The organism is Lysobacter avium (assembly GCF_015209745.1).
GTDB lineage: Bacteria > Pseudomonadota > Gammaproteobacteria > Xanthomonadales > Xanthomonadaceae > Novilysobacter > Novilysobacter avium.
Map to the genome: position 1 here is coordinate 382,605 of NZ_CP063657.1, position 13,548 is coordinate 396,152.

The following is a 13,548-nucleotide window of genomic DNA, read 5'->3' on the forward strand; positions in this document are numbered from 1 at the left end:
CAGGTGCAATCCCGCCCAGCCGCACGTCCCCCAGGAGTTCCCATGAGCGCACAGCCCAACCTCGGCATGCAGGTCACCACGTTTGAAAACCCGCTGGGTATCGACGGCTTCGAGTTCGTCGAGTTCGCCGCGCCGCAGGGCCAGGGCGAGATGCTGCACGACTACTTCCGCAAGCTCGGCTTCACCGCCGTGATGCAGCACAAGACTCGGCCAATCACGCTGTACCGCCAGGGCGGCGTCAACCTGCTGGTCAACGACGATCCCGACAGCTTTGCCGCCGACTTCGCCAAGGCCCACGGCCCCTGCGCCACCGGCTTTGCGATCCGCTTCAAGCAGCCCGCCGACCACGTGTATTCCACGGTGCTGAGCAACGGCGGCGAAGCGATCACCCACAAGGCCGACACCAGGGCCATCGATGCGCCGGTGATCAAGGGCATCGGCGACTGCATGCTGTACCTGGTCGACCAGTACGGCGCGAAGGGCAGCGCCTACACCGACTTCCTGCCGGTGCAGGGTGCGGACCAGAACCCGGTCGGGTTCGGGCTGACCTTCATCGACCACCTGACCCACAACCTGTACTTCGGCAACATGGCCAAGTGGTCGGAGTACTACGAGAAGCTGTTCAACTTCCGCGAGATCCGCTACTTCGACATCAAGGGCGCCAAGACCGGTCTGGTGTCGAAGGCGATGACCGCGCCGGACGGCATCGTGCGCATTCCGCTGAACGAGTCCGACGATCCGAAGAGCCAGATCAACGAGTACCTGGACGCGTACAAGGGCGAGGGCATCCAGCACATCGCCTGCTTCACCGACGACATCTACGAGACGGTGGAGAAGATGCGCGAGGCGGGCGTCGAGTTCCTTGACACGCCGGATGCCTACTTCGAGGTGATCGACCAGCGCATCCCCAACCACGGCGAGGACGTCGCGCGCCTGGCCCGCAACAAGATCCTGATCGACGCGGATCCTGAGACCAAGCAGCGCAAGCTGCTGCAGATCTTCACCACCAATGCGATCGGACCGATCTTCTTCGAGATCATCCAGCGCAAGGGCAACGAGGGCTTCGGCGAGGGCAACTTCCAGGCGCTGTTCGAGAGCATCGAGCGTGACCAGATGAAGCGCGGCGTGCTCTGATCACGAGGCGGCAGCGGTTTCCCGTGGCCGGCGTTGCGCCGGTCGCGGTTCGGGCATCTAAGGCGGCGCGGTGCGTCGTCGTCAAATCGGGTGAGGAGCGGAGCGTGCACGGAAACGGATACATGAGCGGCTTCGGTAACGAGTTCGCCACGCAGGCGCTGCCCGGCACGCTGCCGGAAGGGCGCAACTCGCCGCAGAAGGTCGCCCACGGGCTCTACGCCGAGCAGCTGACCGGCACGGCGTTCACCGCGCCTCGGCATGCCAACCGGCGCAGCTGGCTGTACCGGATCCGCCCGGCGGCGATGCACGGGGCGTTCTCACCGTTCGAGCAGCCGCGCTTCCACAATGACTTCCAGTCCGGCCCGGTCACCCCCGACCAGCTGCGCTGGGACCCGCTGCCGATGCCCGAGCCGCCCACCGACTTCGCCGAGGGCCTGTTCACCATGGCCGGCAACGGCTCGGCCGAGGCGCAGGCCGGCATCGGCATCCACCTGTACGCGGCGAACCGGTCGATGCAGGACCGCTTTTTCTACAACGCCGACGGCGAGCTGCTGATCGTTCCCCAGCTCGGTCGCCTGCGCATCGCCACCGAGCTGGGCGTGCTGGAGGTCGAGCCGCAGGAGATTGCGCTGATTCCGCGTGGCGTGCGTTTCCGGGTCGAGCTGCTCGACGGGACCGCCCGGGGCTATGTGTGCGAGAACTTCGGTGCGATGTTCCGGCTGCCCGATCTGGGCCCGATCGGCAGCAATGGTCTGGCGAATGCGCGCGATTTCCTGATCCCCGAGGCCGCCTTCGAAGACATCGATGCGCCCGAGGGCAAGCCGTTCGAGCTGATCGGCAAGTTCCAGGGCCACCTGTGGCGCGCAGACATCGGCCATTCGCCGCTGGACGTCGTCGGCTGGCACGGCAATTACGCGCCATGCAAATACGACCTGCGCCGCTTCAACACGATCGGCACGATCAGCTACGACCACCCGGATCCGAGCATCTTCCTCGTGCTGCACTCGCCCAGCGACACGCCGGGCACCAGCAACATCGATTTTGCGATCTTCCCGCCGCGCTGGCTGGTGGCCCAGGACACGTTCCGGCCGCCTTGGTTCCATCGAAACATCGCCAGCGAGTACATGGGCCTGATCCACGGCGCGTACGACGCCAAGGCCGAGGGCTTCGTGCCCGGCGGCAGTTCGCTGCACAACTCGATGACGGGGCACGGGCCGGACGCGGCGACCTTCGACAAGGCGTCCAAAGCCGACCTGTCCATGCCGGACGTCATCAGCGGGACGATGGCTTTCATGTTCGAGACGCGGGCGGTGATCCGGCCGACGACGCAGGCGCTGGCGGCCAGGCATCGGCAGCGCGATTACCAGGCGTGCTGGGCGGGTCTGGAAAAGCACTTCATCGGCTGAGGGCCCGACCCGCAGGCCCTCGACTCTAGCCCGCGCGTCTAGCCCGCGCGCGCGGCCTCTCGCCGCGTTCACGCCGACCCGCTAGCCTCGCCGTCATTGCTGACGGGAGATTGGAATGCGCGCTTATCGATTGTTTCCGACCGCTGTGTCCCTCGCGGTCGTTCTGGCCCTGACGGCGTGCAACGCTCCTGCGCCGGAAGGCGCCCGGACCGATGTCGCCAACACGGAATCCCCCGCTCCCGGTCGGATGGACCAGCCCTACGAGGACGTGCCTCCGGCCACCGCGCCGCCGGGCAGCATCATGCCTGGCCACGGTCCTGCGGCGGACAGCCAGGCGCACTGGGACGGTTTCGGGGACGCCCAATTCGGGATGGACGACGAACAGGTGAAACTGGTTTGGACCGGCGAGCTCGTGGGCTCGGCAGAGCAAGGCTCCAGTTGCTACCACCTCAGCCCGGCGGGACAGACGGATATCTCGCGCTTTGCGATGATGTTCGAGGACGGTTCGTTCGTGCGCTACTCGGTAGCCGATGCAGACATCGTCGCCCCCGGCGGCGGCAAGCGCGGCATGGACACCGCGCAGATCGACGCCCTGTATCCCGGCAAGGTCACCTCGTCGGCGCACAAATACGTCCCCGAAGGCCAGTATCTGCGGGTCGAGGAAGGCGGTGGCCCGCACGTGCTTGTTTTTGAGACCGATGCCGCCGGCACCGTGACCGAATGGCGGGTCGGATCGCCGCCGCAAGTGGACTACGTCGAGGGCTGCAGCTGAGCGTGCAGCCCTGCGTAGCGGACCGCCGCCGCTTCGGGTTACTGATTCGCGCTGCCCAGGCGGTGTGGTTCTTTCCCGGCTGCCGTCCACGCCCGCAACCCGTTTACGGCCAACCCGAGGAACACCAGGTAGAGCGCGGCGGTCAGGTCGAGTGACTTGACCACGTACATGCCGACATACACCACGTCGACCGCGATCCACAGCAACCATGCGGCAGCGTGGCGGCGCGCCTGCCACCATTGCGCAACCAGGCTGAGCGCGGCGAGCATCGCGTCCAGCCACGGCAGCGCGGCGTCGGTAAAGCTGTGCATTGCCGCCCCCAGCGCGATCCCGAAGGCGACGCCGATGCCCAGGTCGCGGATCCGATGTCCTCGCGGCAGCGGGGCGATGACGACGCGCCCGTCGGGCTGGGCCTGGCGGTGCCAGTGCCACCATCCGTACAGCAGGAAGCCGGCGAACCCGATCTGCAGCAGCGCATCCGAATAAAGCCTGGCCTCGGTGAACACCAGCGCATACAGCACGACGGAGACCACGCCGACCGGCCAGGCGAGCATGCGCCGCTGCGCCATCAGCCAGACGCCGAGGATGCTGAAGGCGACCGCGGACCACTCCAGCACGCTGGCGCTCATAACGCGACGGTCACCGCCAGCCGGAGCTGGCGCGGAGCGCCGGGGAACAGGTAGTAATCACCCGAACTGCTGCCGGTATCGCTCCAGTAGAAGCGATTGAAGACGTTGTCCACCGAGAGGTTCCAGCTGACGGCCTGCCCGCCCAGCTGGTGCCGGAAGCGCACACCGGCATCGACGACGCTGTAGCCGGGTGCGCGGGTGCGGCCGTCAGCGGTGGCCACGTTGGACGAGGCATGGCGCCAGCCGCCGGCAAGGGTCAGTCCCGGCGCAAACGGGAGCTGGTAGTCGACGTGCACGCTCGCGCGCGTCCTGGGCACATTGATCAACTGATGGCCGTGGTAGGCCGGAGTGCCGGTATCGCGCGCCCGCGCCTGGAGCATCGCTGCGCTGGCGGACAGGTGCAGGCGATCGGTGATGCGTCCGTCGGCGGTCAGTTCCAGACCGGTATGGACCTGGCGGCCTGCTTCGACAAAGGTGTAACCCGCATCGCTCCCGTCGGGGCTGGCGTACTGGAAGGGCCGTGTGGTGCGGAATACCGCGGCGCCGAGGTTTAGCGCATCCGATGCCGCGAACTTGGCCCCCACCTCGATCTGGCGCGACAGCATCGACGGCAGGAAGGTGCCGTCATTGGAGGTCCAGAACGGTGCCTCCTGACCCAGATCGAGGCCGCTCACGTAGCTGGCATAGGCGTTGATGCTGCTGTTCGCGCTCCAGATCAGCGCCGTCTGCGGCAGGAAGCGCGACAGCGTGTCGTTGCGCTCCGGCGCGCCGCGCTTGCTGTAGCTGCGCTCGTCCAGGCGCACATAGCGTCCCCCCAGCAGCCACTGCCAGTCATCGCCGAAGCTGATTCGGTCCAGCAGGAAGGCCGCCGTCTGCCGGCTGTCCAACCGCGGGACCGACGGGCCGGGCATCAGCGGTGACGGGGCAAACTGCGGTACGTGCGCATCGTGGATGTTGCCGGTGCCGACGTAGGCGTTGACGTTGCGGTGCTTGTCCACGGTGCGATCGAACGCGTCGACCCCGACGGTCAGTTCATGGCCGATGGCGCCGGTCGCGAAACGTCCGCGCAGTTCGGCGCGCACCTCGCGGTTTCGACGGGTGTCGTCGGGGCTGCGGTAGTCGTAGATGTCGTAGTCGCCGTTGGGCGCGAAGGCATTGCCCGGCACGTTGCCGTCGGCACATTGCGCGGCGTAGTAGCAACCGTAGGCAAAGGCGACGCGGTCATCGATCACCGTTCGGCTCTGGCTGGCGGACACGCGTGACTGCCAGTCCGGGCTGAAGTCGTAGGTGTGCAGCGCCGTGATGTTGGTGCTGTCGATCCCGACCGGCTGCTGCCAGGACTGGTAGCCGAGCATGTGTTCGCGATCGACGCGGCCTGGCAGCGCCACCCCGCCCAGCAACTGGTAGCCGGAGGCGGATCGCTGCGCGCTGGTCTGGTAGTTGGCGTCGACCTCCAGCTTGCCGCGCTCGCCTACCAGCCAGTCGGCGGCCAGCGAATAGAAGTTGCGCCGTCCATCGGCGTGCTCGATATAGGAAACGCTGTCATCCCAGGCCGCGTTGAGGCGCACGCCGAAACGCGGCGTCAGCCAGTGGCCGAAATCGACCGCGGCATAGCGCGACCCTTCGGCGTCGGTGCCCAGGGTCAGCGTGCGGACCTCGGCCGGGCGCTTGCCGACGTAGTTGATGATGCCGCCGGGCGCCATGACGCCCGCCGCCAGTCCCGCCGCGCCCTTGAGGATTTCCACCTGTTGGATGTGCTCCAGGGGGACGCGTTGCTCACCAGCGATGGCCAGGCCATTGAAGCGGTAGCCGGTGCCGGTATCCAGCGCAAACCCGCGGATCGCGACGTTCTGGTAGTAGCCGACCGGCGCGTAGCTGTCGCCCAGAGAGTCGTCGTTGCGGGCCAGCTCCGACAGGGTGCGCACCTGCCGGTCCTCGATCAGCGCGCGGTCCAGCACGCGGGTGGACGCCGGGGTGTCCTTCCAGTCGCCGGCCCCGAAACTGCTGAATGGCGCGGGGCTGTCCTGCGTCGCGGGTCTGTCGGCCTGCACCTGGACGGAGGCGAGCTCGGTCGGGGTGCGGTCGAAGGCGTCAGCTGCGGCGTCGTGGGCGTGCAGCGGCAGGACCACGCACAGCGCAGCGGTCAACAGCGGGAGTCGGTGGTAGCGGTTCATTCGATTCGTCATCAGCGGAGGGAGACGAAGCGAAGGCACGCAGGCGCACCGTGCCACGGAGGCGGCGTGCCTGCTGCTCAAAGCTCCCTACGCCGGTGCAAACCGGATCAGGTTCCAAGGGACTCTCTCAGCCTGAAAAAACCAGGCACCCCCGCTTCAGGGCGCTATTTCACCACAAATGGTGCGTACCTGCCCGCGACGGTTCATGCGGCCTCGTACAGCACCGCCAGCAGCGACTGCCCGGCACCCGTCCTGAACCAGTCGGCGTGACCGAGCAGGAAGTCGTGATAGGCCAGGTCCGCGTCTGCGCTGGAGCCGGTGACGCCGTGGAAATACTCGACTTCCGACAGCGCAAAATCCACGTGCACCAAAGGCAGCAGGTCAGCCAGCAGGAGCACCCGCTGCGCCGACAGCGGCAGCACTTGACGGTAGCCATCCAGCAGGGCGAGTGCCGTATCGGCATGCACCGCATGCGCGTCGCGCTCCGGCGCCAGCCAGGCGATGGCGTTGCGTTCGATTGCGGTGGCCAGGTCGAACAGCGCACTGGTGGGGGAGGCAAGTCCGAAGTCGAATACCGTGTCGACGACCATGCCGTCACCCTCCCGGCGCCAGAGCAGGTTGGACGCATGCCAGTCGTTGTGCGCCCAGAGGACTGGCTCGGTTTGCACGCGTGCAGCGATCCCCGCGTGCCACGGCACCATCGATTGCCGCAGATCGCTCTCCCAGGATTTGTTCGCCAGATAGTCGGCCAGCGCCGGGCGATCGTGCAGTTGCCGCTTGAGCGTTGCGATCGGATCGGCAGCCCGGATCAGGTCGTCGCGCGCTACCAGCAGATGGGTACTGCGCTGGGGCGCGCAGTAGCCGGTTGATCCACCATGCAGGGTTGCAAGCATCCGGCCGGCCTCCCACGCCTGGGCGAGGTCGGTCAGTGGAGCCCACGAGGGTGCGTCGCGATACAGGTCCAGCCCCGCGCACACCGCGTGCACCTCATAGGTCCAGTCGCCATGCTCCAGCGCGGTGCTGCCGCCATGGTCGCGCAGGACGTGAACCACCGGCACGCCCGCGGCTCCCAGGTGCGCGATGAAGCGATGCTCCTCCGTCAGGCTGGCAGCGGTGCGTACGCTGCGGTGCTGGCGCTTGACGAAAACCCGTCCCGCCCGGCTTTCGACAATGGCGGCCGCCGACAGCGGGCGCGGGCTGCGCCACAGCAGGCGGGAGTCGCCATCGATCTGGGGGAATCGACCGCGCAACCAGGCGATCTCGCTGTCGCTGATCGTAGGCCAGTCGGCCGCCACGGCATCGTTGCGCAGGCCCTGGACGAGGTGGTCGCTGGCGTTCATTGAGAGCTGACAGGCGCGAGCAGCGATGCTCAGTGGTTCTCGTCGGGCGCGCCGTCGGGGCGCGGCGGCACATGGGTATCCTCGTCGCCGCCCGGCAGTCGCGGGCGTTCATCCAGACGCAGTGACAGGCCGGCCTTGGCCAGCAGGTGCGCACTGATCGGCGCGGTGAGCAGCAGGAAGGCGGTGATCAGCAACTCGCGCGGTTGCGGGTCGGTGCCGCTGAAGGCGTGATAGCCGACTGAGGCCACCAGCATGCAGCCCACGCCGAGCGTGCTGGCCTTGGTCGGTCCGTGCAGGCGTTTGAAGAACTCCGACAGCCGGATCAGGCTGAACGCACCGATCAGGGTGAAGAAGCTGCCCGTCGCCAGCAGGGCGATCAGCAGGATTTCGAAAATGATGTCGATCGTGGTGCTCATTCCACGATGTCCCGGCGCAGCACGTACTTGCACAGGACCACGGTGCTGACAAAGCCCAGCATCGCGATGATCAGCGCAGCCTCGAAATAGACCGGGGTCTGCAGGTGCATGCCGAACAGCACGAGCTGCGCGATGGCGGTCACGCTGAGCGTGTCCAGGGCGAGGATGCGGTCCGGCACGGTCGGCCCGCGCAGCAGGCGCCACAGCGCCATCAGCATCGCCACGCCGACGACGGCCATGGACCCGAGCACGGCGGCATCCAGCACGCTGGTGCCCATGATGTGGATGTGGCTCATGGGAAGATCTCCATCAGCGGGACCTCGTAACGACGCTTGATCCCCGCGATCACCTCGTCCGCATCCTTGAGGTTCAGCACGTGGATGAGCAGGTACTTGCGGTCCTCCGAGAGCGCCGCCGACACGGTCCCCGGGGTCAGGGTGATGAAACTGGTCAGGGCGGCGATGCCGTGGATGTTGGCGATGTCCAGCGGCAGCCAGATGAAGCCCGGGGTGATGTTGGACTCGCGCCCCAGCACCAGCCGCGCAACCTCGACGTTGCTCACGATCACGTCCCAGATCAGCACGCCGATCATCTTCGGCACCAGCCGCACATTGCCGATGCGGGCGAACTCGCGGTCCAGCCGCGCCGCGAACAGCGGGATCACCACGCCCAGCGCGATCGCGAACAGCCACTGCACCAGGCTCAGGTCGGCGACCATGATCATCCAGAACGCGATGACGGTGACGGTCAGCGGCAGCGAGGGCAGCACGCGGCGGAAATTCATGGCGCCCTCCGTTGCGGCGGGGTGGCTTTCAGCTTGCCGACGTAGTCGCCCGGTACCATCAGCTGGGCACCGGCATCCTGCGCATAGGCGATCATCGGCGCGGCATAGATGCTCATCGCAATACCGTAGCCGAGCAGCAAAACGATCGCTGCCGTCTCCAGCGGCCTGGAGGCATGCCGCGAAGGGCCGTGCACGGTGCTGGCGGCCGGATCGGTCACGTGCCCGGCGGCCAGTTCCTTGGCCGGAGTGCGCCAGAACACGCGGCTGCCGGCGCGGGTCAGGCCGACGATCACCATCAGGCTGCTGACCAGGATCGCGGTCCAGACCCAGCCCACGTCGGCGTCGGGAACGGCCTGCAACAGCGCCAGCTTGCCGATGAAGCCCGACAGCGGCGGGATGCCGGCCACCGACATCGCCGCGACCAGGAACAGTCCGGCGACCAGGCCGCGTGCGGGCAGCGGCGCCAGCAGTTCGGTGAAGTCGCCGGCGTCGCCACGGGCGCGGCGGACGAAGTCGGCGATCATGAACAACGCCGCCGCCACGAAGGTGCTGTGGGCAAGATAGTAGAGTCCGGCGCCGATGGTGTCGGGCTGGCGCAGGCCGAAGGCGATCAGCAGGGTCGCGGCCGACACCAGCACCAGGTAGGCCGCCAGCATCCGCAGTCGCGATGCGGCCAGCACTCCCAGCGCGGCCATGGCCAGCGTCGCAACGGCTGCCGGCAGCAGCCAGTCCCAGCCGTAGCCGGCCAGCTCGCCGGCCGGCTCGCCCAGCAGCAGTGAACCCACCCGCAGCACCGCGTAGATGCCGACCTTGGTCATCACCACGAACAGTGCAGCGACCGCCGCCGGCGCACGGGTGTAGGTTTCCGGCAGCCACAGGTACAGCGGCAGCACGGCGGCCTTGCCGCAGAACACCGCCAGCAGGATGCCGACCGCGGCCTTCGCCAGGGACTGGTCATGCGCCGGCAGGGCGGCGATGCGCACCGCCAGCTCGGCCATGTTGAGCGTGCCCAGCAGGCCGTACAGCAGCCCCAGACCGATCAGAAACAGGGTCGAGGCGGCGACGTTGAAGGCGACGTAGTGCATGCCGGCGGCCATCCGCACGCCGCGCCCGCCGCTGAGCATCAGCCCGTAGGACGCGATCAGCAGGACCTCGAAGAACACGAACAGGTTGAACACGTCGCCGGTCAAAAACGCACCGTTCAGGCCGACCAGCTGGAACTGGAACAGCGCATGGAAATGCGGCGCACGCCGGTCCCAGCCCGAGCACGCGTGCAGCAGGCAGGCGACGGCCAGCAGCGCGGTCACCAGCACCATCAGCGCCGACAGCCGGTCCACCATCAGGACGATACCCAGCCGCGCGGGCCAGTCGCCGAGCAGGTAGATGAGGATCTCGCCGTCTGCGGCACGCATCACCAGGGCAAGCGACGCGGCGAGGGTGGCCAGCATCGCCACCCAAGCCACCGAGCGCTGCACCGTGGTGCCGATGCGCCGGTGCTCGACGAACAGCGAGGCCGCCGCACCCAGCAGCGGCAGCAGGATCGGAAGGACTGCCAGGTGGTTCACGTGCGGTCCTTCTTCGCCAACGGCGGCGTGGCTACGCGTTCCTCGCGGCCGTCGACGTGGTCGGTGTCGTTGTCGGCGCGGCTGCGCATCGCCAGCACGATGGTCACCGCGGTCATCGCGAAGGCGATCACGATGGCAGTCAGCACCAGCGCCTGCGGCAGCGGGTCGGTGTAGTTGGCCAGCGTTGCCGGCAAGTCCTCGCGCAGCACCGGCGGCTTGCCGACCACCGGCCGGCCTCCGGAGAAGATCAGCAGGTTGGTCGCGTAGGTGAGCAGCGTCAGGCCGAGGATCAGGTCGAAACTGCGCGAGCGCAGCATCAGGTAGACCGCCCCGGCGACCAGGATGCCGATGGCGCTGGCAATGGCGATTTCCATCACGCGACCTCCCCGGTGACGGCCGATCGGGCGGACGGGTCGATGGTGCCGCGACGGGCGACCATCTTCTTGGACGGCTTGATGGTGCCCATCATCGAGAGCATCAGCATCGTGCCGCCGAACACGACCAGATAGACGCCGACGTCGAACGCCGCCGCGCTCGCCAAGCCGATCGTGCCCAGCAACGGCAGTACCAGGTCGTGGTGGCCACTGGTCAGGAACGGCACCCCGAACAGCATCGAGGCCGCGCCGCTGACCACCGCGACCGTGAGGCCGGCGCCGATCAGGCGGATGTAGTCGAAACCAAAGCGCGACTCCACCGATTTCGCCCCCTGGATCACGTACTGGACCAGCAGCGGCACGGCCAGCGTCAGGCCGGCAATGAAGCCGCCGCCGGGCGCGTTGTGGCCGCGCAGGAACAGGAAGATCGAGACCACCAGGGTCAGCGGGAAGATGATCTGCGCCAGGTCGGCCGGCACCGGCAGCGGGATCGGCGGTCCGGGCATCTTCTTCTCCGGGGCGGCGCGCGCGCGGCGCAGCATGGCGTGCACCACCAGGGCGGCGATCGCGTAGACGGTGATCTCGCCGAAGGTGTCGTAGCCGCGGAAGTCCACCAGGATGACGTTGACCACGTTGGCCCCGAACGCTTCGGGCAGCGAGCGTGCAAGCAGCTCGCTGGCGACCGTGTTCGCGGGCCGCGTCATCATCGTCCAGGCCAGGGCCGCGACGCCGCCACCGGCGGTGATTGCGATCGCCGCGTCACGCATTCGCCGCCCGTGCGATCGGCCCTTGGGCGAATCCTTGGGCAGGTAGTTCAGGCCCAGCAGCATCAGCGCCAGGGTGACAATCTCCACCAGCAGCTGGGTCAAGGCGAGGTCCGGAGCCGACAGGGCGACGAAGGTCATGCTGATCGACAGTCCGACGCCACCCATCGCGATCAATGCCAGCAGCCGCGTCCGGTGCAGCGCGACCGCGCCCAGTGTGGAACCCACCATCACGATCCACAGCACCCAGGCCATCAGCGGCATGGATTGCGAGACACGCGCGACCGCCGGCGATGGCTCGCCCCAACCGTCCACGAACGGCGCCGCGCCCACCGCGATCGCCACCAGCACCAGCGCCAGCATGCTGCGCTGCACGCTGTCGTTGGCCACCACGTGGGTCAGGCGCCGGGCAAGCCGGAACAGCGCTTCGACGTTGATGCGGAACAACCGCCGGCCGAGCGAGCGCTTGACGTTGGCATGCAGGTCGAGGAGCCGACGCAAGCCGAAATACAGGATCACACCGCCGACCACGCCGCCCAGGCTCATCGCCAGTGGCAGGTTGAAACCGTGCCACACCGCCAGGCTGTACTCGGGCACGTTGGCACCCAGCACGCCATACGCGGCCGCAGCCAGCATCGGCGCGACCGTCCACTGCGGCACGATGCCCACCGCGATGCAGGTGATGGCGAGGATCGCGACCGGCACCTGCATGAAGCGCGGCGGCTCACTGATCGGCAGCGACACCCCGCGCGGGCCCTCGCCGAAAAACGTCTCGTGGACGAAGCGCAGGCTGTAGGCCACGCCAAACACGGCGAACAGGAACGCGGACACGCCGATGCCAATCCGCGCCAGGTCATGGCCCTTGATCTCCAGCGCCTGGGCGAAAAACATCTCCTTGGACAGGAAGCCGTTGAGCAGCGGGATGCCGGCCATGGCCAGCGAGGCGATGATCGCCAGCGCGCTGGTCCACGGCAGGTAGCGGCGCAGGTTGCCCAGCAGGCGCATGTCGCGGGTGCCGGTCTCGTGGTCGATGATGCCGGCGGCCATGAACAGCGAGGCCTTGAAGGTCGCGTGGTTGAGGATGTGGAACAGGCCGGCGACCACCGCGAACGGCGTCGACAGCCCGAACAGCAGGGTGATCAGGCCCAGGTGGGAGATCGTCGAGTAGGCCAGCAGGCCCTTCAGATCGTGCTGGAAGATCGCGTTCCAGGCGCCCAGCAGGAGGGTGATCGCGCCGATTCCGCTGACCACGTAAAAGAACAGGTCGGTGCCGGCCAGCACCGGGTGCAGCCGGACCAGCAGGAACACGCCCGCCTTCACCATCGTCGCCGAATGCAGGTAGGCCGACACCGGCGTCGGCGCGGCCATCGCGTGCGGCAGCCAGAACTGGAACGGGAACTGCGCGCTCTTGGTGAACACGCCCAGCAGGACCAGTCCCAGCATCCACGGATACAGCGCGTGGGCCCGGATCAGATCGCCTGCGGCCAGCACCACGTCCAGCTCGTAGCTGCCGACCATGTGGCCGATCATGATCACGCCGGCCAGCAGCGCCAGGCCGCCGCCGGCGGTGATCGTCAGCGCCATCCGGGCGCCCTCGCGCGCGTCCTGGCGTTGCGACCAGAAGCCGATCAGCAGGAACGAGCTGATCGAGGTCAATTCCCAGAAGACCGCCAGCAGCAGCAGGTTGCCGGCCAGGACCATGCCCAGCATCGATCCCATGAACAGCAGCAGGAAGGCGAAGAAGCGCTGGGCCTTTTCCTGCCGGCCCAGGTAGTAGTGCGAATACATCACCACCAGGCCACCGATGCCCAGCACCATCGAGGCGAACATCCACGCCAGCCCGTCCAGGCGCAAGGAGAACGCCAGCCCCAGTTGGGGAATCCACGGCACGCTCCAGCGGATAACGTCCCCGGAGACCAACTGCGGTGCCAGGGCGAGCATTGCAGCCATGCCCGCCAGTGGAGCGATGCCCGCCATCCAGGCCAGCAAGCGGCGATTTCCTTCAGCGGGAATCATCACCAGAGCGGCGAAAACGAACGGCAGGGCTAGCACTAATGGCAGCAATGGAAGTCCTGTGGCATCGGGGGATGTCGCGCCAGCCGCGCTGCAAGCTTTCGGCGGGGGTGCCCGATTCTAACCGAGCCATTGCGACCGCACCCTTGCCGATTCACGGCAAACCCCGCCCGCGGG

Annotated in this window: 12 protein-coding genes and 1 riboswitch; of the genes, 3 read left to right on the plus strand and 9 right to left on the minus strand. The window is 67.5% G+C overall.

What is annotated here, in order from left to right; translation table 11 throughout:
* Positions 1-42: 42 nt before the first annotated feature.
* The 3 genes from hppD to INQ42_RS01690 all read left to right on the plus strand — a co-directional run bounded on the left by hppD (position 43) and on the right by INQ42_RS01690 (position 3,312).
* Entirely contained in the window at positions 43-1,134 is a 1,092-nt protein-coding gene (gene hppD / locus INQ42_RS01680) for a 4-hydroxyphenylpyruvate dioxygenase (protein ID WP_194034883.1), read from the plus strand.
* A 122-nt stretch (positions 1,135-1,256) separates the two neighbouring features.
* Positions 1,257-2,540: a homogentisate 1,2-dioxygenase gene (hmgA, locus tag INQ42_RS01685; protein ID WP_194034884.1), complete on the plus strand. Its 1,284-nt coding sequence runs from the start codon at positions 1,257-1,259 to the stop codon at positions 2,538-2,540.
* A gap of 115 nt (positions 2,541-2,655) precedes the next feature.
* Positions 2,656-3,312: a lectin gene (locus tag INQ42_RS01690; RefSeq protein ID WP_228064410.1), complete on the plus strand. Its 657-nt coding sequence runs from the start codon at positions 2,656-2,658 to the stop codon at positions 3,310-3,312.
* 38 nt (positions 3,313-3,350) lie between these two features.
* Here the strand turns inward: INQ42_RS01690 and pnuC are convergent, their stop codons facing one another.
* The 9 genes from pnuC to INQ42_RS01735 form a co-directional block, all read right to left on the minus strand.
* Positions 3,351-3,941, minus strand: a complete 591-nt coding sequence (pnuC, locus tag INQ42_RS01695) for a nicotinamide riboside transporter PnuC (protein WP_194034885.1) — start codon at positions 3,939-3,941, stop codon at positions 3,351-3,353.
* Positions 3,938-6,115 (minus strand): TonB-dependent siderophore receptor, encoded by a 2,178-nt coding sequence (locus INQ42_RS01700; protein WP_194034886.1) that lies wholly within the window; start codon positions 6,113-6,115, stop codon positions 3,938-3,940. Before INQ42_RS01700 ends, pnuC begins: the two co-directional genes overlap by 4 nt.
* Before the next feature lie 67 nt (positions 6,116-6,182).
* Positions 6,183-6,278, minus strand: a riboswitch (TPP riboswitch).
* A 40-nt stretch (positions 6,279-6,318) separates the two neighbouring features.
* Complete coding sequence (locus INQ42_RS01705) at positions 6,319-7,455, minus strand: phosphotransferase enzyme family protein (protein ID WP_194034887.1); 1,137 nt, start codon at positions 7,453-7,455, stop codon at positions 6,319-6,321.
* Between the two features lie 29 nt (positions 7,456-7,484).
* Entirely contained in the window at positions 7,485-7,859 is a 375-nt protein-coding gene (locus INQ42_RS01710) for a Na+/H+ antiporter subunit G (protein ID WP_194035699.1), read from the minus strand.
* A gap of 8 nt (positions 7,860-7,867) precedes the next feature.
* A complete protein-coding gene (locus INQ42_RS01715; protein WP_194035700.1) occupies positions 7,868-8,149 on the minus strand; it encodes a K+/H+ antiporter subunit F in 282 nt (93 codons plus the stop codon).
* Positions 8,150-8,163: 14 nt separating this feature from the next.
* Positions 8,164-8,655, minus strand: coding sequence for a Na+/H+ antiporter subunit E (locus INQ42_RS01720; protein WP_194034888.1), 492 nt, complete (start codon positions 8,653-8,655; stop codon positions 8,164-8,166).
* The gene (locus tag INQ42_RS01725; RefSeq protein WP_194034889.1) at positions 8,652-10,220 is read right to left on the minus strand and encodes a monovalent cation/H+ antiporter subunit D; all 1,569 of its coding nucleotides are present in this window, start codon (positions 10,218-10,220) and stop codon (positions 8,652-8,654) included. The genes INQ42_RS01720 and INQ42_RS01725 overlap by 4 nt, the downstream gene beginning before the upstream one ends.
* Entirely contained in the window at positions 10,217-10,594 is a 378-nt protein-coding gene (locus INQ42_RS01730) for a Na+/H+ antiporter subunit C (protein WP_194034890.1), read from the minus strand. Before INQ42_RS01730 ends, INQ42_RS01725 begins: the two co-directional genes overlap by 4 nt.
* On the minus strand, positions 10,594-13,374 hold the full coding sequence (locus tag INQ42_RS01735) for a monovalent cation/H+ antiporter subunit A (protein WP_248285387.1): 2,781 nt from the start codon (positions 13,372-13,374) through the stop codon (positions 10,594-10,596). The genes INQ42_RS01730 and INQ42_RS01735 overlap by 1 nt, the downstream gene beginning before the upstream one ends.
* Between the last annotated feature and the right edge of the window lie 174 nt (positions 13,375-13,548).